Here is a 22345-nt window from a genome sequence, read left to right on the forward strand (position 1 = left end):
TGCTCACCCGCCCGTCCGGGCGTCTGCGGATCGTTGCAGCTCATCGGGGAGCATGCGCTGCAGCCAGCTAAGCCCATCCTCGGCTGTGGCAAATGCTTGACCTGCACAGCCATACACCTTGCGGGTGGGGATCGCTGTCACAGGCTTGTACAGCAGCAACATCCGGGGCGTCGGCAGCACTACGGCGATGCCGGCGCAATACTGACCGATCTGCTCCTTGTGCGACTTGCACCAGTTCATATACGCTGCCGTGACCGTCTTGTCAGGACGCTCGGCGTTATCAGCCTTCTGCACAATCAGCAGCCCGAAGCGCTGCTGACGCGCCAGCAGCCGCTCCCACGCACGGATATACGCGTCTACGATCTCTGCCGTGAATGTCTGCCCCATCTCTACAGCGACGATCGGCCACTGACTTTCATCAAAGTTCATTGCTACCCCTCCATCAATATACGAAGAATAGCTCTATCCTACATTTAGTTGAGAATTATTCTCAACCCCTCGCAGACGCATCTTCCCCCCTGAATGACAGGGACCAGCGCCAAAAAGACAGCAGCCCGCGAGCTCCCGTCCTTTTACGCTTCCCTCTATTCGTTGCGTTCGTCCCGGTAGCGGCCCCGCCACTCCCGCGGCGTCATCCCCTCCAGCTTTTTGAAAATTGCCGAAAACTTGCTCGGGTTGCTGTATCCGAGCTCAACGGCGATGTCGGTAATGCTGTCATTGCTCTCCAGCAGCTTCCTTTTGCCTGCCGCTACTTTGCTCTCCAGCGTGTACATGGAGATACTCGTATGGTACAACTGCTTGAAGCCTTGCTTGACCTTGGTCGCATTCATACAGCTCAGTCTGGAGAGCTCCGCCAAGCTCGGCGATCGGTCCGGCTCTCGCTCCAGCGCTTGACGGACGCGCTCCAGCGCCTGACGGTCCTCCTGAGTGAGCGGGATGCGCGCTCTGTCTCCGTCCCCGGATCGCGAGGCCCAATCCAGACATTCCGAGAGCACTTGAAACGTCAGTCCCTTCCACTGAAAGTAACGTTCCGCTCGCTCCAGCCCTTCCATCGTCGACAGTTGGCGGAAGCGGGCGATTATCCGCTCCGGTGCCCTCGTCACGACCATCCGGGTGCCGCCCAGACAGTCTGAGAGATGCTGCTGCCACGGTACGTTTGCATCCTCGCTCAGCTCCAGCAGTGTCGGGTCCAGCTCCAGACTGATCGAGACAAAGCCGTTGGTCTTCATCTCGACGGCCGATACGTCGGGATCGGTCTGATAGAAGATGAGATCGCCCCGGGCGAACTCATGCCACTCCTCCGAAGGTCGAAACCGGTAGCTGCAGCCGCCCTCCACGATGAGGATCATCTCGAACATCGGGCGGAGCCACACCCTCGAGTCCGGCAGCGTATACTGCACCCGCTCATAGGTCGTCGCACAGAAGACGATCCCTTCGCCCACGCGTCTGCGCAGGATATATCCGCTGCCATAGCGCTCGGACAGCCGATATCGCTGGCCGCCCATGGCCGTCTCGATCCTATGCAGGAGTCGATTCGCGCGCATCACCTCGAACGGATCATCGTCTTGCAGCTTGGAGTAGCTCAAGCGATCACAACCTTTACTATGGTAATAGGGAGTTTTCCGTTATAATAAGTGATAATCATTATCGACGCAAGCAAAAACGACCGTCACAGGATAAGTGACGATCGTCCTTTCCTCTATTGGCTTCCCGCAGTCCGAAACACCGCAGCGCTAAGGTTCAAGCCTCACCTTGGCGCCAGCCACCGCAAGACTCGCGGAACACAAACGGCGTCTCGAACGGAACGGCTGTCGGCTTGGCCGACGTATCCAGCACCCGCGCCATGACGAGGCGGATACAGCCCTCCGCCATCTCCTCGACAGGCAGCTTGACCGTCGACAGCGACGGCACGCTATACGACTCCGCGTCATGGTCGCCGTAGGTCAGGATCTCCATCTGCTCCGGGATCGCGATCCCTGCCCGGTAGAACTCCGGCAACGCAGCAACGGCCATCGGTCCAAGCGGGAAGTACATCGCTGTCGGCAATGGCTCGCCGCTCTCGAGGATTCGCTTCGTGGCCGCGTTGCCGCCAGCCATCGTCATCGGAGCAGCCTGGATATGATGCGGCTCCAGTTGCAGCCCGTACTTCTTGCAGGACTCGACGAAGCCCTTGAAGCGGAGATTCTTCATCGTATCGACGAGATAGTCCGGGACGATCGTACCGACTCGCTGATGTCCCCGACTGGCGAACAGCTCCGCCGATCTGCGCCCGATCTCATACGTATCGACATAGGCGCAGCTGTAGACGCTGCTCATCCGATTGAACAGTACAACCGGCACACTGAGCTTGTCCTTCTCCAGCTCCTCCTGCTCATCCGCCGACAGCCCCGTCAGGATCGCGCCATGATAGCCGCCGCCTGCACAAATATCGCGGATGCGCTCGATATCATTACGCTTGTAAGGATGTATGGTCATCTCGAACTCAGCCTCTTGTGCCAGCACGCAGCTCTGAGCCCCCATGATGAATCGGCCGAGCAGATCCGCCGACAGATCTGATGGCCAGAAGATCGCGATGACCGGTATGTTGCGTGCATTGGATTGTCTTAGTCGCCTCGCCGAGACGTTAGGCAAATACCCGAGTCCTTGCGCAGCTTCTATGATTCGCTGCTGCGTTTTTTTCGAGATCCGCATCTCGTCGCCGCGCCCGTTAAGCACGATCGATACCGTTCCGATCGAGAGGTTGGTTCGTTCAGCGATGTCCTTGATTGTCGTCACACTCATCCGTCCATACCCCCTGTTTACTATATTAAGAAGGAATACATATCCTCTTGTCAAGCAAGCATAAGATATATTACGCGACTATAATGGGAAAATCTAACTAAGACTATAGATTGAATTGACATTTTATTCAACCCGCGATACGATGCATATATTAGCTAAAACGAAATTGCAATTGCTCCAACCTTTAATCCGGAGGAGGAACCTGTGTTGAGAAAAGGAAGCCGCGCATTGCAACAAACTGTAACCGCATTCATGTCTGTTATCTCCCTGCTGCTCATGAGCATTTTGGGTCCATTCAGTGTCGTACCGGCCGCTGCCGCCCCGTCAATTCCCTATCTCGCGCCGAAAGGCCCCGTCACCTTGTCCGCAGGTCATACACACGCGTTCGAGATTGCCAATCTGCCAAAGGATGCCAAAGCGGTATGGAGCAGCGACCGCAAGGCAGTAGCCACTGTCGATCAAAGCGGCAAGGTGCAGGCTGTCGGTCCCGGCACGGCCACGATCAGCTGCGTCCTGACCTCGGATAACAAACAAGAAATCCTCGCCGCCAAAGTCATCGTAAAGGAGGAAGCTATGAAGACCGAACCTGTAAAAATCGAGGTGGATAAGAACGGAGTCGATGCTCAAGGTCGAATGATCGCCTACTTCGGCTCGCCGGTCATCGATGGCAACGCAGATCCGATCTGGGCCGCAGCGCAGCCGATCGTGCCGCAGCATATCTCGCCTAAGATCGATACCTCAGTATCCTTCCGGGCACTGTGGGATGACCATGCCCTCTATATCCTCGCCGAGGTCAAGGACAAGGAGCTGTCCGCCCAATCAAACACACCGCATATGCAAGATTCCATCGAAATCTTCCTCGATGAGAACAACGACAAGACCAAGGAATACGGTCCCGACGATCTACATATCCGCATCAATTACGAGAACAAAATGACGATCGACAACGGCAACCCCGATATGTACTATACAGCTGCCAAGCGTACGAAGGACGGCTATCTCGTCGAAACGAGAATTGCCTTGAAAGCCAAGCCGGAAAACGGTACGGTGTTCGGCATCGAGCTGCAGGTGAACGATGCGAAGGGCGCCGAACGCATCGGCGGCATCAATGTATTCGACGGCAGCGGGACCGCTTGGCATGATCCGTCCAAATTCGGAGAAATCGTACTGGCCGGGAAAAGCGCCCGAGATGTAAGCGGAAACAATCCCTATGAACTGTTGAACCTGGTCAAACGCGCACTGAAGCTGGATGTGAAACGTTACACCAATGCCAATATCGTCTCGGATGCAGTGACGAATGCGATGGCGGAAAATATCCTTGGCGATAGCGCCGTCACCCAGGAGCAAATCGATCGGCAATACGCTGCGCTGCAAGCCGCCATGGGCAAGCTGATCATGACTGATGAAGCGGCCAATGAGAAATACTTCACGCCGCTCCCGGACGCCTATCGGCTCCAAAGCGATAAGCCCGGTATCATCGAAACCTTGCATTACCAGACGCCTAACACGGAGAACGGACTCGATGACAAAAAAATGCATGTCTACCTCCCTTACGGCTACGATGCCAAAGCGAGCGACAAAAAATACAATGTGCTCTACATGATGCACGGCGGCGGAGAAAACGAGGATCTCCTCTTCGGCGGGCCAGGTCAGGAGAAAGAGCTAAAGCGAATCGTCGACCACATGATTGCTAATGGCGACATCGAGCCGATGATCGTCGTCACGCCGACCTTTAACGGCGGCAAAAAGGATGTCGCGCTCTTCCATGAGGAACTGCTTGCCAAGATCATCCCGACGGTAGAGACCAAGTACAACACGCATGCCAAGTCTGGCAGCCTGGAGGACTTGAAGGCTTCCCGCGCCCACCGGGCGATCGGCGGCTTCTCGCAAGGTGCGGTGACCACATGGTTCGCCTATATTAACGCCTTGGATTACTTCAAGTACTTCATCCCGCTCAGCGGCGACAGCTGGGTTATCGAGCTGCGCGGAGGCGGGCTGAAGCCGAAGGAGACAGCGGAGCGTCTCGCCGAGGTAGCCCGGAAGTCCGGCTACAAGCCGCAGGACTACTATATTTTCAGCGCGACAGGCGATCTGGATATCGCCTATCCTAACCTGAAGCCGCAGGTCGATGCTATGAAGCAACTGAGCGACGTCTTCATCTACTCGTCCAATCCGAAGAAGGGCAACTTCTACTTCCTCGAAGCCGAGGGCGGGACGCATGCCTGGGGCTGGCAAAACCAATATATCTTCGACATCCTGCCTGACCTGTTCCACAATTAAATCTGCGTCTCGTCCAGAAGCTCAGGCCATAGCCTGGGCTTCTGTGATATAATCAAACCGAATCCTATTGGTATGCTATTGGTCCGCTATCCTTCTAATATTCGGCAACGAAAGGAAACGTGAATCGCAATGACCAAAAAACAAGCCGTCAATCCGTACATGCCCTCCTGGGAATACGTCCCGGACGGCGAGCCGCATGTGTTCGGAGACCGTGTCTATGTGTATGGCTCGCATGATCGATTCAATGGGCATGTCTTCTGCCTGAACGACTATGTGTGCTACTCGGCTCCTGTGGACGATCTGACAGACTGGCGCTATGAAGGCGTTATCTATGAGAAAATTGATGATCCGCTGAATCCCGACGCGCGTATGTGCCTGTATGCGCCGGATGTCACAGTTGGGCCGGACGGACGTTACTATCTGTACTACGTCCTCGACAAGGTACCCGTGGTCTCGGCGGCGGTCTGCGATACGCCGGCCGGCAAGTATACCTTCTACGGCTACGTGCATTATGCAGACGGGACACGCCTTGGCGAGCGCGAGGGCGATCAGCCGCAGTTCGATCCGGCTGTGTTGACGGAGGGCGATCGTACCTACTTGTACACCGGCTTCTGCGCGATCGGCGATCGCTCGCGCAAAGGCGCAATGGCTACGGTGCTGGATGCGGATATGCTGACGATTGTCGAGGAGCCGGTTTTCATTATGCCGAGCGAGCCCTACAGCGCGGGCAGCGGCTACGAGGGCTTTGAATTTTTCGAAGCGCCGTCGATTCGGAAGGTTGGCGATACGTACTACTTCGTCTACTCCTCGATCTCGATGCACCAGCTATGCTACGCGACCAGCAAGCATCCGACGAAGGACTTCTCCTATCGGGGCGTCATCGTCAGCAACAACGATACCCATATCGACACCTACAAGCCGGCGGACAAGCCAGCTTACTATGGCGGCAACAATCACGGAGGCATGGTCGAGCTCCACGGCCAATGGTACATCTTCTACCATCGCCATACGAACGGGACGAGCTTCTGCCGTCAGGGCTGCATCGAGCCGATCGTCATCCTCGAGGATGGCAGTATCCCTCAAGTGGAGATTACGACCAGCGGACCTAATGGCGGACCGCTAATCGGCCTAGGCGAGTACCCTGCCCATCTGGCCTGCCACCTGTTCACCGACCATGACGAGCCGTATTCGGGTACGCATGGCGCCTGGATGGACGGCCGCTTCCCGAAGATTACGCAGGATGGCCGAGACGGCGACGAGGAGCCAGGCTATATCGCGAATCTGCAGAATAACGCTCAGGCTGGCTTCAAGTACTTCCAGTGCAGCGGCGTGCGACGCGTCAAGATCAAGGCCAGAGGCTACGCACGCGGAGCCTTCGAGGTGAAGACCGACTGGGACGGCCCTTCGCTCGGCTCGATCCCTGTCCAGTTCACCAACGTCTGGACGACCTACACAGCCGACATCGCCATCCCGGACGGCGTCCATGCCCTTTATTTCCAATATAAAGGCATCGGCAACGCCAGCCTGGCTTCTTTTACGCTGGAGACGTAGTAGACTTTACGCGGTTCCAAAATTTTCATTCCTTTCGATTTCCTGCAGAAGGTCGCAAGGGCAACCAAAAGCTCAGCCCCCAATCGACGATCGGGTGTCTGAGCTTTTTTAGTCGTGGTATAATAAAAAGAAACGGAGTTGATGGCGCATTGACGGAACTGCTCGATCCCCGAAACGATTTTGTGTTCAAACGCATCTTTGGCAGCGAGGACAACAAGGATGTCTTGCTCGCCTTCCTCAATCGCACGTTCACAGAATCGGGTGAAGCGCCGCTGACGGAGATTGTGCTGCTTAACCCGTATACCGACAAGGATGCCCCGCTCGATAAGCAATCCATATTTGATATCTGGGCCAAGACGGTCGAAGGGCAGCTCATTAATATCGAAATGCAACTCTTCAACAAATATGACATTGAAAAACGGACCCTCTATTACTGGAGCAAGCGCTACGCCAGTCAGCTGCAGGAGGGCCAGACCTACAAGCAACTAAAGAAATGTGTCACGATCAACATACTGAACTACTCCTTTATCGCCAACGAGCGTTATCATAACGTGTTTCATCTGAGAGAAGATCATACCGGCATCGAGTTAAGCGACGATATCGAAGTGCATTTCATGGAGCTGACCAAGCTGGATCAGCAGTCCCTGCCGATGGAGGGCGGACTGATCAACTGGCTGTTGTTTTTGAAGGGTGCCGACAAATCAAACTGGGAGGTGTTGAAGATGAATGAACCAACCTTGAAAAAAGCGATGGATACGCTCGAGTTTCTCAGTCAGGACCAGGAAGCTCGCCGCCTGTATGAGGAACGGCAAAAGTATCTGCACGATGAAGCTTCCATGATCGAATGGGCGACGGAAAAGGGGATCCAAAAAGGCCTGGAGCAAGGCATACAAAAAGGCCTAGAGCAAGGCATACAAAAAGGTTTAGAGAAAGGCCGGACCGTCATTGCTCACAATATGCTGGCCATGGGCCTTGAAATTTCCGTCATCGCTAAAGCTAGCGGATTGTCTGAGGAAGATGTGAAACTGCTGAAACGTGGTCAAATGGGTCGGGTTGAAGATGAATGAACCGACCTTGAAAAAAGCAATGGATACGCTCGAGTTTCTCAGTCAAGACCAGGAAGCCCGCCGCCTGTATGAGGAGCGGCAAAAGTATCTGCACGATGAAGCTTCCATGATCGAATGGGCGACGGAGAAAGGCATGCAAAAAGGCTTTGAGAAAGGCCGGACCGTCATTGCTCACAATATGCTCGCTATGGGGCTTGAAATCTCTGTCATCGCCAAAGCTAGCGGATTGTCCGAAGAAGACGTGAAACTGCTGAAACGTGGTCAAATAGGTCGGGTTGAAGATGAATGAACCGACCTTGAAAAAAGCGATGGATACGCTCGAGTTTCTCAGTCAAGACCAGGAAGCTCGCCGTCTACATGAGGAACGGCAAAAGTATTTGCACGATGAAGCTTCCATGATCGAATGGGCGACGGAGAAAGGCATGCAAAAAGGTTTGGAGAAGGGCCGGACAGAGGAAAAGAATACCATTGCACGAAATATGCTCGCTATGGGCCTTGAAATCTCCGTCATCGCTAAAGCTAGTGGATTGTCCGAAAAAGACGTGAAACTGCTGAAACGTGGTCTTTAATTTCTACGAATAGCTTGAAGCCTTTACACACCTGGAAGCCCTTGTGTATAAAGGCTTTTTATTATTCGTTGTCCCAAGCTGGATTCCAGACGATCTCCCACAGATGGCCATCGGGATCAAGAAAGTGTGCAGAGTACCCTCCCCAGAAGGCCTCATGCGGGAGATCTGTGACGATCGCTCCCGCTTGCTCGGCTTGGTGCACGATAGCGTCGACCTCCGCTTTGCTGCCGACATTATGACAGATCGTCAGCTCGCTTGAGCCCCCCCTGTCTTCACGCTTACTCGGGCTGCATAATCGGCTCGGCGAACGGCGTGGAGACAAGCACCTCCCCCGTAACATCCTCGACGATAATAGCTAATCCCCAAGGGGTGTCTGTCAACCGGGAGTCCGCCGCTTCGCCAATGACATACGGATGCTTCGAGTTAAGCAGCACCTGCGTCGTATGCTCGAACCCGGCTTGCGGAAAGATGGTCAGCGTGGCGCTTTGAAGGCCCCTCACACGAATTCGCCGCTGCATCACGATGCTGACAGCGGGGTATTCCTGACAGCTAATAAGAGCGCTCCCCTCCTGCTGCACGAAGACACGACATTCGGCCTGCCAAGCGCGTGGCAGGCGATAGCGCGCATATCCTGCCTCCAGCCGCGTCTCCCAACCGATCAGCAGTGGCGCTCCCATCGGATAGCGCAGCAGCAGATCGACCGTCGTATCGGGCACATAACCGGAGAAATAGAATGCGCCTGCGCTGCGATGGGTCGTTATCGCCATCCCGACGGCGCGCGGGTCCGCCTTGGCAAAGCGATACCCGGGTCCCAGCTCGGCCAGCAGCAATCGCAGCAACCTCTCCACCGGGTAATATACGGCAGGATCATCCGGAATCAACAGGTGCTCACCAGGCTCGGAGCGATTGCCATTGGCGCCGCGCAGCCATGCGACGGCGCCGCCCTGCCATGCGGGCTGCCTGCGGATCAGCGCGGCCACGCGCTGCGCCTCTCCTGCTCCGGCATACGCCGCCACCGTCGTGCCGACATCCGCAGCGTCCCTCAGCACGGCATCGATGCCACCGTCCGAGAACGCGGCGCGATGGCGGATGCGCTGCGGCCACACGCCGCGCTGCAGCGCATCGTCAGGCAGACGAAGCTCCCAGGCCAGCTCGCCGTCGATCGGCTCGGCGACAGCCAGATTGAGCGCCTCCAGCATTCGCGCTCCCGCATGACGCGCCGAGCCGTACAAGATCGCCTGACCGCCTGCCTCGATCCAGCCCAGCAGATCCCGTTCCCATAAGCTGCCTGCTGTCGGCAGCGGCGTGACGATGACCGAGCCGCGATACAGTCCAGGTGTCCGCTGCGCCGTCGCCGCGAAGTTGTCCGAGGAGACGACCGTGCTGATCGGCAAGCCGTGGTTGATCGCGCCTCGGATGAGCCAATCCTCGAAGAACGGACGCGCTACATCCGGCTGTTCGGCCATCGCGCCCTCATGATATTCGCGGAACGGGTACACCCATACGACCGGAGCCGGAGCATCCGGCTCGCAGGCGTAAGCCTGCATGAGATGGGGGATGACCTCGCTCGGCACCTGCTCCGGCAGCTCGCCGAGACAATTGTCCACCGTCAGCAGATTGAGATGGCTCGGCCCCTTCACCTCGCCCTGCCCATTGATGCGACAGATCGCCAGCGGCAGATAGATATCATGCGGCTGACCTTCGTAACGATCCAGCCAGGGGCTGTTCATCCACCACGGATCGTGGATATAGAAGCGGTACAGGAAGTCATCGCCGCCCGGCAGCTCGGCGATCCGCGACATATAGCCGGCCAGCTCCAGGCCGAAGTCGCCGTTCAGCGCCGCCCACGGCGAATTCGGCGGCGGCAGAATATCGAAGCCGCCCTCATAGATCGCCTGCAGCGGCACGCCGTCCGTCGACAGATCAATGCCTGCCGTCAGGTTCGTGCCCCGCGTCTCGATCGGGAAGCCGGGGCACTCCTGGCGGAAGAGCCGCCAGAACGTCAAGATCTGCTGCTGCGTATCCGCTACCCTCTCCTCATGGAAGCGCTCGCCGTCGAAGATGGCCCCCGTTACGCCCCACGTCTCCGTACCGAAGCCAAAGCCGTTCGACAGCCACAGGTAGTCGAATCCCAGATCGGTCAGGAACGCCTGGCATTGCCGGCCAAAAAACGTGCCAAACGGCGTCCCGTCAGGTATCCCGTATGGAAAGCTCGCGTAGGCCCGCTCGTCCCCGCGAAGCGTCGCATAGCTGCAGACGAAGCTGCGCGGCCCCATCGTGTCTCCCATGCAGATCTCGGGGTGGCGCTCGTACTTGAAGCTCGACTTGGCGAACTCAGGGCCGGGGTCGAAGGTCGCGCCGACCCGGATCGGCTTGATCAACAGCTCTGCGCCGACGCGCTTGAGCGTGCTGATGATCCGCGAGAGCAGGCCGTAGGTTAGCAGCGGAGGCTGCTCCGTGTACAGGTAGCTCCGCGTATGCAGACCGATGCCGTCAGGGTCGTTGATGCGATCCCAACGCTCCAGTGCAGTGGCGCCGCCGATATATTTCGCCCATTCCAGCTCCGTCTCCATGTGGCCGTCGTAGTCCAGGATCTCCGAGCCGTCGGAGGTCCAGAGGAGCACCGATACCGTATCTGCCTGCCGGGCCAGCGGCTGCCATTGGGCGAACATTTTACGGCATATCTCCTCCACGTAGACGGCATCCATCTGTTTGAACGGCTTCAGGCTCATTTCCAGCGTGATGCTCTTCAGCGCTTTCATGACATTCTCTCCCCGTGCATAGATTTGCTGGCTATCCTTTCAGCTACCCTTTCACAATAACGCTCTCGATGCCGAGCACCTGGCCGATCTTTTGCAGCGTCTTTGCATGATGGCCGACCCCAAGCGCGAAGTGATGCGTCGGCCCCTCCATCACCCACGCCTTGACGAAGGATTTGGCATCCGGCTCGAAGAAGCCGCGCGTATTGGTGTTGCCGGTGGGCGGGATCGGACCCTTCCTGGACTCCCCCTCGCCGATGACGAACTTGAAGCCGCTTGCCGTCTGCGTGATGCCGAGCATCGTGATCGGGCCTTCCTTGATCTTGAATTCGACCGATGCGCCGCTGCCCGGCTTGCCGTGGTATTTGGTCAGGCTGCGCAACACCGGCTTGTCGTCCGCGATCGCGATATGATGTGGGCCGTCATGGCCGACGAGGATGAAGTTCTCCTTGAAGTCGAATGGGTGAAACTCGGCGAAGCTGCCGCCGATGTCCAGCCGATCCATGATGAGCATCGCCAGCAGCGTCTTGATATCGTATTCGCTGCACATCGGGACGCCCTGCGCATTGAGCATCGAGTTGCCGACGATGAACGAAGCGGCAAGACGTCGCTGCAGCGAATCCTCCAGCCCTTCGTAATAATAGGCGAGTCCTGTCAAATGGTAGGCTTCAATCAGCTTATCCAGGGCAACCGCCGTGTGAGCGGCCTGCCGCAGATCAGCCTCGGTCAGCTTCGTCGTCACCGGATCGCTCTTCGGCTCCGGCGTGTCGAATGCATCCAGGATGACCTGCTGCTTGGCCGCAATCTCCGCCTCGGTCACCGTATCGTACAGTCGCACAACATCATCGATCTCGAGCAACGGCACATGGACGCCAAACGCCGCTGCGATCGCTGTCGGATCGGCGTGCATATCGTACATCGCCTCCAGTACATGACCCATCAGTCCGAGACGCGCCCCCTTCAGATCATGCAGCACCTTGGCGATTTCGCACCACATCCTGATCTCCTGCTCGGCCTCCTCGTCGTTGTGTAGGGTGCCCAGGATGACGTCATCGACCTTCTTGCCAATCCGCACCGCTGTGTTGGTGAATTCCGGCACCGCGCACACATTGTCGTTGACGAGCTGCATGTAGGTGCTGGCCTTCGTATAGTCCATCGCCGCCAGCGGCTGCAGTCCGATCAGCACCACTGGGATATCGATCCCGCGGATGATCGGCGCGAAGGTGGAGGACGTTGCGTACGTGATCATATTGCAGAATACCACGTCCAGACGATCCCCCTTCATACGCTCGAGCGCCTCGTAGCCCTTCATGCTCGTATCGATCATGCCATAATCCTTGACCGTAACGCCGTGCTGCTCCAGCTTCTCCCGCAGCTCGCCGTGATACCCCATCAGCTCATCCAGCAGACCTGCAAATTGATCCCAATAGGTGGCGTGACCGACCGCAAAAAAGCCCACTCTCGCCCCGCGTGACTTTAACCTCTGCAACATGACTTCTCCTCCATATCCATCTTAAATAAACTCGTCGGAATAAATCAGCTTCCTGCAGGAAGCGCGAATTATTGTCTTGATTATAGGCGATGTAATCGGATACGATATAGATGAAAAATAAACGCATAACCGTATAAAATAAACCTGTTGGAAAGGAGTGATACGATGCGCTCGCTGTCCTTCGATGCTATCGATCCATGTATCCGACTGCCTCATCTGTTCGAGGTACAAGGAAGCGATCCGTTGCCGCCGCGCGCAGCGTACGATTATCGAATCATGTACATCTATGGCGGTCAGGGGAAGGTCATCATCGATGAGGTGGAGTACGATGCCGCGAAGGGCAGGCTGTTCTACTGGAAGCCGGGGACGGTCTATGCATTAGAGGCGGATAGCGGCGAGAAGCTGGACATTTTCGGGATCAACTTTGACTTTACCCAGGCGGGCAGTGCGATCCATTATCCGATCCCGCCCGATCATATCGCTTTGTTTAACGCCGGGAATATTACGGAAACGATAGATTTTACAGACTTCCCCGTCTTAAACGATACGCTCGTGCTGGATAACATGCAGTCGATGGAGACTACCTTGCTCGATATGGAAAAGGAGTACACGCTCCGCAAAAAGTTTTACAGGCACCGAATACGAGGTCTGTTCCTCATGCTGCTGGGCGATCTGGCCAGACATGCCACATCGACGTACACGGACCAGGACATGCTGATGCATAAGGTCGATCAGATCCTGCAATACATCCGGGACCACTATGATGAGCCGCTGACCAACCGACAGATCGGCGAGCAGTTTAACTTCCATCCGGTATACATCAATCGGCTGCTCGTGCGATATACCGGCACGCCGCTGCATCAGTATCTGATCCAGTGTCGGATCTCCCGTGCGCTCAATTTGATGCAGCACTCCGGCTGCTCCGTCACCGAAGCGGCGCTCGAGTCGGGGTTCCAGGATGTCAACTCCTTCTCCAAATGCTTCAAAAAAAGACTCGGCATCAGTCCAAAGCATTACCTGGCGGCCGCGCGACGAAACGGAAACTGAGCAAGCTGCGCTGAGATAACTAAAAACAGAATGGAGAATCGTATCATGAGCGATGAAGCGAACATCAGCAAGAGCGCCTCTGCGCTGCGACACATCAATCTCGTCCTCGAAGGCCAAGAGCCACAGCCGCTAGGCTCGGCACATCCCGCCAACCTCGTCGTACAGGCGTACCAAGCGCCGGCAGACGCAGGCTACGGCAGCGCGGCTTACCAGGAGGGCGTCGATTATATCGTCGATTACGCTGCCGGCACCATCGCCCGCACCGAGGACAGCCGCATCCCCGATTGGCGCGAGCACCCTGCATACGGTCTGGAGCGCTTCGACCATACCGAGCTCCCGTATTACTCCAACGCCCATTACACCTGCGCGATTACTTACGAAGCGCCGACGTCCTCTCCTGCGCAGAGCGAGGCTCGAGACGAGCGCAGTCTGCTGGCCGAGCGGCTGCCGCGACTACACGCACGGCTGAGCCAAGACCGGCAGGCGGTCTGCACGATCTACGGCGACAGCATCAGCACAGGCGCGGAGGCGAGCGGGCCGGAGCGCTCGTTTTTCGGCCGCATCGTCAGCGAGTTGCAGCTTCGCTATCCTGACGCAGCGATCCGCTCCGAGATGCGGGCGATCGGCGGCGAGACCTCGACGATGGGACTGCAGCGGATCGCCGAGGTGATTGATACCAAGCCGGATCTCGTCCTCATCGGATACGGCATGAACGATCAGAATGTCGATCCCGATACCGGCAACGCAGTGCCCGTAGCGCAGTATGAACGCAACATTCGCGAGATGATCGCCTCGATCCGCAGCGCTACCGGCGCGGATATCGTGCTGCTGACGCCATGTCTGCCCAACCCGCGCTGGCGGTTCGCCAGCTCGAACGTAAGAGACTACGCAGCCGCCCTGCGCCGGATCGCAGACGACGGCGAGGCTGTGCTGGCCGATGTCCAGACTCTGTGGGAGCAGGCGCTTGCCACGGGCCTGTCGCATGCGAGCCTGCTGCTCAATCATGTCAACCACCCCAACGACTACGGCCACGAGGTGTATTACGAGGCGCTGGAGGCATCCCTCCTCGGCTGAATGTCACACCAAATGGCTGACTCCAGATGCGGACTCCTAACGCCTAACCATCAATTGACAAGAGGCATGCCCCGATGCGGACATGCCTCTTGATCTTGATGATTACGTTCAACCACAACATGATGATTACACTTGGTCACTGCTTGCTCGCGAGTCGCTAACCCACGTTTCAGTTCCAGCTGAACAGCTCGATAGCCTGCTCCCCCCCGCCGGTGAGCGATTCCATTGCGCCAGACTTGTCATAGCGGATCGTGCGGCGCTCGCCAGGCAGCAGGTCGAAGTAATTGTCCGAGAATAGATAGGCGCCGTGCAGCAGGACCGACTTGGCATAGCGGTCCGCCACGACCGTCACCTCTCCCCGCTCGGCGTCGCCGACGCGAGCTTCGATCCGCGCCCCCGAGGGGCGCAGCCTCATATCCGCAGGAATGCCTGCAAAGTAGATGCAGCGCTCTGCCCCGAACGGGCCCGCAATGTCCATGATCGCGATTCGGCGATCGTCCAGCAACAGTGCATCTAGCGCATCCAAGGGCTCCGTCAGGATAGCTGCCGAGGTGCCCGCTCCTAGCGCAAAGGCGATCTCGCGCTCCCACCCCGCAGCGGCACCCGCCGCATCGTCCAGCTTCACAATACGCAGCTTTGCCGTACCGCGAACCTCATGCGGCAGATCGCTGCATACCCAGAAAGCATAGCGCCCGTCCGCCTCGCTCCGCTCCACCGATGCGATGACTGGCCTGGCCGCCTGCTTGAAGCCGTAATAGCCGCCCTTCGGATAGCCGTAATAATCGACGAGACTCCAGCCGCTCGCCGGCCAGCAATCGTTGAACATCCAGAACAGAATCCCGCCCGTGTAGGGACGCTGGCGTCTGTACGCCTCGACGACCAGCCGGGTCAGCTCATGCTGAACATACGACATCTTGCGTATCTGCTCCGCAATGGAAGCGGACGGCGGCGTCAGCTTGTCTGCCAAGGTGCGGAGTGCGCGGAAAAGCGAAAAATCAACGAGTCCCGGATGATTCTTCGTGTGGTATTCCAGCATATCGAACGCGGGATCGGCGAGATCCTCTTCGCTCATGAAGCGGCGCAGCGTGTGCAGCTCGGGGGCGCCGAACATCGGAAACTCCGGGCAAAACCGACTGAGCAAGCCTGCGAAGTAAGCCTGATAATCCCGCAGATCCGTCTTGCGGAATACGTCGATCATCTCTAGCAACACGCCCGTATAATGGGCGGTTCCGATCGTCAGCGAATTGTTGGTCGCGCCCCCGTAAGGGCTGGTAGGCAGGAAGGGTCGGAGCGGGTCCAGCTCCGCGCACAACCGCCCGGTCACCCGCTCCGCAATCGCACGACCGATATAGGCCGGGTCCTCTTCATTGCCGAACATGCCATTTTCATTATCGCCGTTCCACCAGACAAGACTCGGATGATTGCGCAGCGCGCGAATGATGCCTTCAGTCTCGACTGCGAGCGAGGCCATCCACTGCGCATCCTCCTCGGGATACGTGCCGCAAGCCATCATGAAATCCTGACTGACGAGCATCCCCAATCGGTCGCACGCCTCCCAGAACGGCTCCGGCTCGTAGATCCCCCCTCCCCAGCAACGCAGCATCGTCATCCCGGCATCGCGGGCAAGACGCAGCAGATGTTCATAATGCGCCGCAGGAACCCTCGACGGAAAGGGATCGCACGGCACCCAGTTGGCCCCCTTGCAATAGATCGCAACGCTGTTCACAAGCAGCGCGAAGCTGCTGCCCGGCCGCTCCCCGTTGCGATCCCACTCCGCTCCGGCAGCCCGCAGCCGCTCGGTCGTTCGCGCCTCCTCGCTGCCCGGCCGGTCCGGCAGCTGCTCGATGCGAACCGTGCGGATGCCAAAGGCGCATTCCCGGACATCGACGACCCTGCCCCTCTCATCGACTAGCCTGGCTATGGTCCGGTACAGCGGCTGCTCGCCATAGCCGGTCGGCCACCACAGCTCCGGCTCCGCCAGGTCCGCAGTCAGCTCCAGCCGATCGCGATGGAGCTGGCGGGAGCACGCCCATACTTCACGCCCGGACGGGTCCAGCAGCTTCACCTCCAAGCGCAGTGGCTGCACCAATTCGTTGCGATTGCTCGTCTCTACGGTAATGCCGATCGAGGCCCCACGGCCATCGATCGACTTCGTATAGACGTGGAGATCCTCGATGACCGCGAGGTCCTCGAAGACGAGCCGCACCGGACGCCAGATGCCATAGCTGACCAGACGCCCGACCCAATCCCAGCCAAAGGTGCATTGCATGCGCCGCACATACAGTCGTTCGCTCGTAAACGCTGCGCTGCGGCCGACATATGGCTTGCCTGCTATCCCGTCGGCCACGGTGCGGAACCGAACGGCCAGCTCATTGGAGCCTACCTGCAGCAGCTCCGTTACGTCGAACCGATAGCCGATAAACATATTGTCGGTCCGAGCCAGCAGCGTCCCGTTCAGATAGATGTCTGCGTACGTGTCCAAGCCGTCAAATTCCAGGACCGGTCGACCGCCTCCATGGCGGTCGATATGGAACTCGCGACGATACGTCCACTGCCAATGCTCGACCCAGCCGCATTCGTCCGCCTGCTTGCGATAGCCGGGATCGCGGATCAGGCCGGCTCCGAGCAAGTCCTGATGGACGTGTCCGGGCACTTGCGCTTCGATGGCAATGGTTCCTCCAGCCGGCCCTTCGCCAACGTCTCCTCTCTCGCCTGTCAATTGCCAAGTACCCGTCAGCATCGTCGTACGTTTCATTCTTCTGCCGCCTCGGCGTAGTCGACCTCGCGAACCTCGACGTCGTCCACATAGAAATCCTGTACTGCGCCCTGTTGCTCCGTGTAGAGGAACAGACGCGTATCCGTTACGACCCCGGCGTCCTCGATCTCGTAAAAGCCCGACGCTTGCACCCACCCGGCATAACCGAGCTGCGGGCTCGTAAACAGGATTTTTTGCTGCACGACGCCATCCAGCTTATATTGCAGGCAGATCCGCAGCAGTCCGGGAGAGGCAGGCGCAGCGCCCAGCTTGCCCCAGGCCGAGTAATAATAACGTTTGTTTTTCTCCACCGTCACAGGCATAAAAATCGAGCCGTATCGGTTATTGTTTGTCTTGACCACATGCAGCGCCTGCGCGCCGTTGCGATGCTCGGACGAGACTAGGGACACATTCGCGCTGGAGCCATAATACGCTGTCGGCAATGCGCTGCCCTCCATCCCGCCATCGACGATCAGATTGCTCCCGAGCACCGCATTGTCCGCAAGGCCGGGGCTAAGCTTCACGGTTACGGTCGTGGTCGCCGTGAATCCGCCATCCACAGAGGTTGCCGTAATCTGCGCCGTACCGACGCTGTTGCCGTACACTGCGCCGTTGCGATCGACGACCGCCACCTCGGGATCATCCGAGCTCCAGATTAAGTCCCGGTTGCCGATGCCGCTTGTCGGCAGGAACGTCGGCTCCAGCGTCATCGTCTGCCCGTAGTACAAGGTTGCGGCAGGATCGAGACTCAGCCCCTCCACATGGACCCATGCAGGATTCGTCGAATACGTCACTGGCCTGGCCTCGACATCGTCCACATAGTAATTGTTGGCGCTGTCGACCTCAGTGTACACGAACAGATAGACGTTAGAGATCGCGCTTGTCTCCGCGATCGTGTAATGGCCCTGCAGTTGCGTCCAGTACTGGTCGCTTAATCCCGGGCTGGTAAAGATGATCATCTGCTTCACCTGATTGTCCACCTTGTACTGCAAGCACAGTCGCAGCGGCTCGCTGATCGTCGGCGCGTTTTGCAGCTTGGCCCAGATCGAATACCGATATTCCTGGCCCTCCTGCACGCCATCCAGCTTGAACATTGCGCTGCTGTAGCGGCCATTTTTCATCACCTTTAACGACTGACGGCCGCTATGATACTGCGAGATGTCCAATCCCATCGCGGTATTCTGCGTGAGCGCGCTCATCGTGCTGCCCTCGATGCCGGGATCGGTCACGATATTGTCGCCCAGGATCGGCAATGACGTCTCGGTATCCAGCCGCAAGGAATCGAGGCTGAACGCGCCGGAAGCCCGCGTCGGAACAAGCTTGATCTGCCTGATCACGCCCGACCAGGCCGTCTCCATTGTCGTATCGAAGACATACTCCCGATACAACGGTTCATTCGGCAGGATAGAGGAGGAGATCATCTTCAGCTCATTCCACGTCGTATCGCCATTGACCGTATAGTAGATTCGGGCTTCGTCGCCCGCCGTTTCATTGCGGAGCTTGACCCGCACGCGCTTGATCGATGCGGCATCCAGATCCAGCTGGTCGGGCGAGATGAGCTCCGGCTCCGTCGTGCCGGAGACGCCCAGGGAGACGCCGCTGAACGTACCGCCCAGCACGGCGCTGTCCGCGATCTGTCCGCCCGTCGTCCAGCCGTCCGCGAACTCGAAGTCCCAGATGACGCCGCCCGGGTAGATGCGGATGATGCCCGTCGTCTCATCCCAGCTGACCGTAGAGCCGAAGGCTTGCTCGAGATACGTAAGCGGCGCGAGTACCGTGCCGTTCGGGAGCAGTACAGGCGCATGCTCCAGTGTGAGCGGCTGCCCGTCCTTCAGCGCAGTCAGGCTTCCGACCGTCAGCTCGTGTACGCTGCTGTCCTTGGCCGCCACGCCGATCATCTTCTGTCCGTCTGCATCCCATTCGGACTTGACGCCCATCTGCAGCCATATATCCTTGATCGGAATCATCGCTACATCATCCTGTACGAGCGGCGCTTGACTGAAGCTTCTGCGCTTGCCATCCACATACAGCTTGATGTCGGCAGAGTCGTCTGCGACGCCCCGTATATAATCGATGCTGAACGTGCCCGTTGCCGAGATTGGATCGATGCGGATTTGCCGGATATTGCCGGTCCAGCTTTTGTTCCTCCACATGTCGACGTAGTAGTCTGTATATCCGTCGTCCTGCGGCTTCACGTAGAAGCCCATCGCCTTCGTCTCGTTCCAGTCCCCGTCGAGCTCCGTTGTAAAGAATACGCGCCCGTCGATATCGTTGGCTTCGTTTTTCATCCGAATCTTCAAGTAAGGAACATCCTCGGCCCGAATGCCGAGATGATCACCGGAGATGATGCCAGGGTCTGTATTGTCGGAGGTTCCCGTGAAGCTCCCGTTCGCCACGCCGGCCGACACGACCTGCTTCAGCACGCTCCAGCCCTCGCTATCGCCGTCGGTGTTGAACTCCCAGGAGACGACGGAGCTGCTGGAGATGGCGGGCGGCGTCAATGTGCGATTCGGCACGACTCGGTCTGCAGGGTACAACACGCCGATCCGGTTCTTCTGACTCTGTGTCGGTGCGACATCCGTATGCGTACCGGCTCCTGCAGCGAATACGTTGCGGATCGCATCGACATAGCCGAAGCCAGCCAGACCGGCAGGCATCAGGAAATGACCTTCGCCGAATTCGTTCCAGTTGTCCAGCATGACCAGCTTTTTGCCCAGATTGCCTGCGGACAAGGAGGGGATATACGTATCCTTCGTCCATTGCGCCAGCGATTGGAATTCGCCGGGGGTCGCGTAGTAGCCTGCGGCCAGCCCCCATGCCGTATCGTCGCGTCCCATGCTTAATCCGGCGATTACATCCAGCTCCTCGAAGCCGCTCTCGATCGTCAGCTTCAGCTTCTGGAATTCGGGATGTCCGCCAAAGGAGCCCCATGAATAGGCATACACGGCGTCAAAGCCAGCCATCCGGCGATTGACCAAATCCTGCGCATTCGTGCCATTGTACACGTTCAACAGGATCAAATCGTCGAAGCCGGCCGCAATTACTGCGTTCCGCAAGTAGTCAGTGTCGGCCTTGGCCCCGGCTACCGAGCCTGACAGCTTGACGAATTCGTTGTAGTGATAGATCGTGAACACCGGCTTATTGTCGATTTTCAAATACCGCGGATCCTTGAAATAGTATTCGATCCAATATGGCACCAGGTTCGTCCGGAAGTCGGCGCTGTCCGCAGCCTTAGAGTTGAGATTTTCCCACATGATCGCAAAATCCAGCTGATCGCTGTACTGCGCGTTGAAGTAGCCGTCATTCAACGCCGCCGACAGATAGGAGTCCTTGACCGGCGCATGCTCGCCGCCGATCGGGCGGAACCAGCAGGACATCTGGAAGCCGATGCCGTGCTCGACCATCCACTTGATCTCCCAGTCCGCCGTCTCCGGGTTGCCCTCGTCATAGAAGCCAAGGTATGGCGTCCGGTCGGGGAACGGATTGATCAGATCCCATCCCAGATGCGCCCCCTCGCGCCACATCGGACAGCTCTGTACGCCGACCAGTTGGTCTCCCGTACTGACCTTGACCGGCGCCGGCACATAATCCTCCGCCAGCGGCGTATCCTCGTAGACGACGATATCGTCGAGCCAGATCGTCCCTTTGTCGGCTGCGGAAGTGGTGAATCGAATGCTGTTGACGTCGGAGATGTCAGCCGCGAGCGCGATGTCCTCGGCCTGAAGCTTGCCGTTGATATAGACGTCGGCCATGGGGCCGGAGGCCGTCCAATGCAACTTGATCCTCATGCTATACCACAGATTGGCCTTGTAGTCGTACAGCTCGACAGGTTGACCGCCCGTATCGAGGTAGGACAGCATGCCGCCCGAGGTGACGAGCTTCAGCACCGTACTGGAGCCGCTGCGAAGCTCGGCTGCCAGACCATTCGTCTTGACCGGGATCAGAAACTTGTACTCCGCCGTCAGATCGTCCGTCAGCGGGTCGAAGCCTTTAGTCAGCTCCATCGCGCCAGTGGCGGACGCAGCGTCCATCCGGATGCTGTAAACGTCCGGCCGCGTCGCGATGATATACGGCTGCCCGTTGCTGCCGCTCATCTGTGCTGCGACGATCGAGCCGCCCGCCGCGCTCGCCGTCCAATCCTGGGGCAGGAAGCCATTTACGACCGACAGTAGCCGCTCATTGACGGCATAGCCCTTGTAGATTTTGAGCGGCGTGAAAAAAAAGTCCCCCTTCGAAGCCACTCCCGTCGTCAATTGGAACCGGTCCAGGGCGTCGACGGGATTGGCGAAGCTGGCGGCCGTCGCCTTCTTGACGCCGTTCACATATACATCCGCCTGCGAGGAAGCCATATCGATGACTACCTTGATGCCGTATTCTGTGTTGGCCGTATAGGCCTGGAGCGTCTGAGCGCCACTCGGCGTCTCGATCACGAGGTTGCTGCCGCTGGTCGCCACGCTGATGCCGGGCGTATCGCCGTCGAGCAGCTGCCACTTGATGCCGTCGATGATCGTCAGCGGCTTGAAGCGGTACTCCATCGTCAGCCTCCCCTCGCTATGCGCAGGGAACTTGCGGCTCATCGATACAGGCAGCGTCGCGCTCGTATCGCTCACCTTGAGCGTAGTGGCGTATGTACCCGCAAGCGAGCCGCCCGCGGCGCGGATGTCCCAGCCGGAAGGCTGACTCTCGCCGGGCACCAGGTTCGACAGAAACGTGAAGTTCTCGTCTACCAGATAAGCCGCTCCCTCAGGCGGACTGTCGGCCACTGCGGCATGGGGCCGGATCACTAATAAGAAAGCGCATACAATCATCGCTAAGCTTAATGACGCCCATAAGCTTTTTCCCTTAATCGTCATTATGGATTCCCCTTTTCATTAAATTACAAATCTCAGACAGCCCTCAAAAGGCAGAAGAGGCACGAGATCGAATCTGTAGAAGCGAAGCGTTCGCCTTTGTCCCCGGATTTCAACCGC

At 58.0% G+C, this 22345-nt stretch carries 12 protein-coding genes and 3 pseudogenes; 7 read left to right on the plus strand and 8 right to left on the minus strand.

Annotation, left to right across the window (positions count from 1 at the left end; translation table 11 throughout):
• Window positions 1-3: 3 nt before the first annotated feature.
• The 3 genes from PA598K_RS16145 to PA598K_RS16155 form a co-directional block, all read right to left on the minus strand.
• Window positions 4-429 carry a hypothetical protein gene (locus PA598K_RS16145; RefSeq protein WP_128657960.1) on the minus strand — a complete coding sequence of 142 codons (426 nt, stop codon included), beginning with the start codon at window positions 427-429 and terminating at the stop codon, window positions 4-6.
• A 155-nt stretch (window positions 430-584) separates the two neighbouring features.
• Window positions 585-1586, minus strand: a complete 1002-nt coding sequence (locus tag PA598K_RS16150; protein WP_128657961.1) for a helix-turn-helix domain-containing protein — start codon at window positions 1584-1586, stop codon at window positions 585-587.
• Window positions 1587-1740: 154 nt separating this feature from the next.
• Complete coding sequence (locus PA598K_RS16155; protein ID WP_128657962.1) at window positions 1741-2781, minus strand: LacI family DNA-binding transcriptional regulator; 1041 nt, start codon at window positions 2779-2781, stop codon at window positions 1741-1743.
• 207 nt (window positions 2782-2988) lie between these two features.
• Between PA598K_RS16155 and PA598K_RS16160 the strand changes: the two genes are divergently transcribed.
• From PA598K_RS16160 to PA598K_RS16180, 5 genes and pseudogenes are all read left to right on the plus strand, one after another.
• Entirely contained in the window at window positions 2989-5061 is a 2073-nt protein-coding gene (locus PA598K_RS16160) for a sugar-binding protein (protein WP_221414144.1), read from the plus strand.
• Between the two features lie 129 nt (window positions 5062-5190).
• Window positions 5191-6612 (plus strand): family 43 glycosylhydrolase, encoded by a 1422-nt coding sequence (locus PA598K_RS16165; protein WP_128657963.1) that lies wholly within the window; start codon window positions 5191-5193, stop codon window positions 6610-6612.
• Window positions 6613-6761: 149 nt separating this feature from the next.
• Entirely contained in the window at window positions 6762-7679 is a 918-nt protein-coding gene (locus tag PA598K_RS16170; protein ID WP_128657964.1) for an Rpn family recombination-promoting nuclease/putative transposase, read from the plus strand.
• Window positions 7657-7968 (plus strand): annotated as a pseudogene (locus tag PA598K_RS16175) (Rpn family recombination-promoting nuclease/putative transposase); the annotation flags it as partial. The gene PA598K_RS16170 and the pseudogene PA598K_RS16175, both read left to right, overlap by 23 nt.
• A pseudogene (locus PA598K_RS16180) lies at window positions 7955-8248 on the plus strand (Rpn family recombination-promoting nuclease/putative transposase); the annotation flags it as partial. The pseudogenes PA598K_RS16175 and PA598K_RS16180, both read left to right, overlap by 14 nt.
• 61 nt (window positions 8249-8309) lie before the next feature.
• Here PA598K_RS16180 and PA598K_RS16185 read toward each other — a convergent pair.
• The 3 genes and pseudogenes from PA598K_RS16185 to PA598K_RS16195 form a co-directional block, all read right to left on the minus strand.
• Window positions 8310-8507, minus strand: a pseudogene (locus PA598K_RS16185) (VOC family protein); the annotation flags it as partial.
• Between the two features lie 19 nt (window positions 8508-8526).
• Window positions 8527-11010 carry a hypothetical protein gene (locus PA598K_RS16190; protein ID WP_128657968.1) on the minus strand — a complete coding sequence of 828 codons (2484 nt, stop codon included), beginning with the start codon at window positions 11008-11010 and terminating at the stop codon, window positions 8527-8529.
• 43 nt (window positions 11011-11053) lie between these two features.
• Window positions 11054-12499 carry an L-fucose/L-arabinose isomerase family protein gene (locus PA598K_RS16195; protein WP_128657969.1) on the minus strand — a complete coding sequence of 482 codons (1446 nt, stop codon included), beginning with the start codon at window positions 12497-12499 and terminating at the stop codon, window positions 11054-11056.
• Between the two features lie 165 nt (window positions 12500-12664).
• On the opposite strand from PA598K_RS16195, the gene PA598K_RS16200 reads away from it, so the two are divergent.
• Both PA598K_RS16200 and PA598K_RS16205 read left to right on the plus strand, forming a co-directional pair.
• Entirely contained in the window at window positions 12665-13546 is an 882-nt protein-coding gene (locus tag PA598K_RS16200; protein ID WP_128657970.1) for a helix-turn-helix transcriptional regulator, read from the plus strand.
• Window positions 13547-13591: 45 nt separating this feature from the next.
• Complete coding sequence (locus PA598K_RS16205) at window positions 13592-14620, plus strand: SGNH/GDSL hydrolase family protein (protein WP_185602024.1); 1029 nt, start codon at window positions 13592-13594, stop codon at window positions 14618-14620.
• Between the two features lie 169 nt (window positions 14621-14789).
• Here the strand turns inward: PA598K_RS16205 and PA598K_RS16210 are convergent, their stop codons facing one another.
• Both PA598K_RS16210 and PA598K_RS16215 read right to left on the minus strand, forming a co-directional pair.
• A complete protein-coding gene (locus PA598K_RS16210) occupies window positions 14790-17375 on the minus strand; it encodes a beta-mannosidase (protein ID WP_128657972.1) in 2586 nt (861 codons plus the stop codon).
• Entirely contained in the window at window positions 17372-22228 is a 4857-nt protein-coding gene (locus tag PA598K_RS16215) for a stalk domain-containing protein (protein WP_128657973.1), read from the minus strand. Before PA598K_RS16215 ends, PA598K_RS16210 begins: the two co-directional genes overlap by 4 nt.
• Between the last annotated feature and the right edge of the window lie 117 nt (window positions 22229-22345).

This window comes from Paenibacillus sp. 598K, from assembly GCF_003851045.1.
In the GTDB taxonomy this organism is placed as follows: Bacteria; Bacillota; Bacilli; order Paenibacillales; family Paenibacillaceae; genus Paenibacillus_D.

Coding starts and splice junctions, on each gene's coding strand:
- PA598K_RS16145 (WP_128657960.1), bottom strand. CDS start 429: ATGAACTTTGATGAAAGTCAGTGGCCGATCGTCGCTGTAGAGATGGGG.
- PA598K_RS16155 (WP_128657962.1), bottom strand. CDS start 2,781: ATGAGTGTGACGACAATCAAGGACATCGCTGAACGAACCAACCTCTCG.
- PA598K_RS16165 (WP_128657963.1), top strand. CDS start 5,191: ATGACCAAAAAACAAGCCGTCAATCCGTACATGCCCTCCTGGGAATAC.
- PA598K_RS16190 (WP_128657968.1), bottom strand. CDS start 11,010: ATGAAAGCGCTGAAGAGCATCACGCTGGAAATGAGCCTGAAGCCGTTC.
- PA598K_RS16195 (WP_128657969.1), bottom strand. CDS start 12,499: ATGTTGCAGAGGTTAAAGTCACGCGGGGCGAGAGTGGGCTTTTTTGCG.
- PA598K_RS16200 (WP_128657970.1), top strand. CDS start 12,665: ATGCGCTCGCTGTCCTTCGATGCTATCGATCCATGTATCCGACTGCCT.
- PA598K_RS16205 (WP_185602024.1), top strand. CDS start 13,592: ATGAGCGATGAAGCGAACATCAGCAAGAGCGCCTCTGCGCTGCGACAC.
- PA598K_RS16210 (WP_128657972.1), bottom strand. CDS start 17,375: ATGAAACGTACGACGATGCTGACGGGTACTTGGCAATTGACAGGCGAG.
- PA598K_RS16215 (WP_128657973.1), bottom strand. CDS start 22,228: ATGACGATTAAGGGAAAAAGCTTATGGGCGTCATTAAGCTTAGCGATG.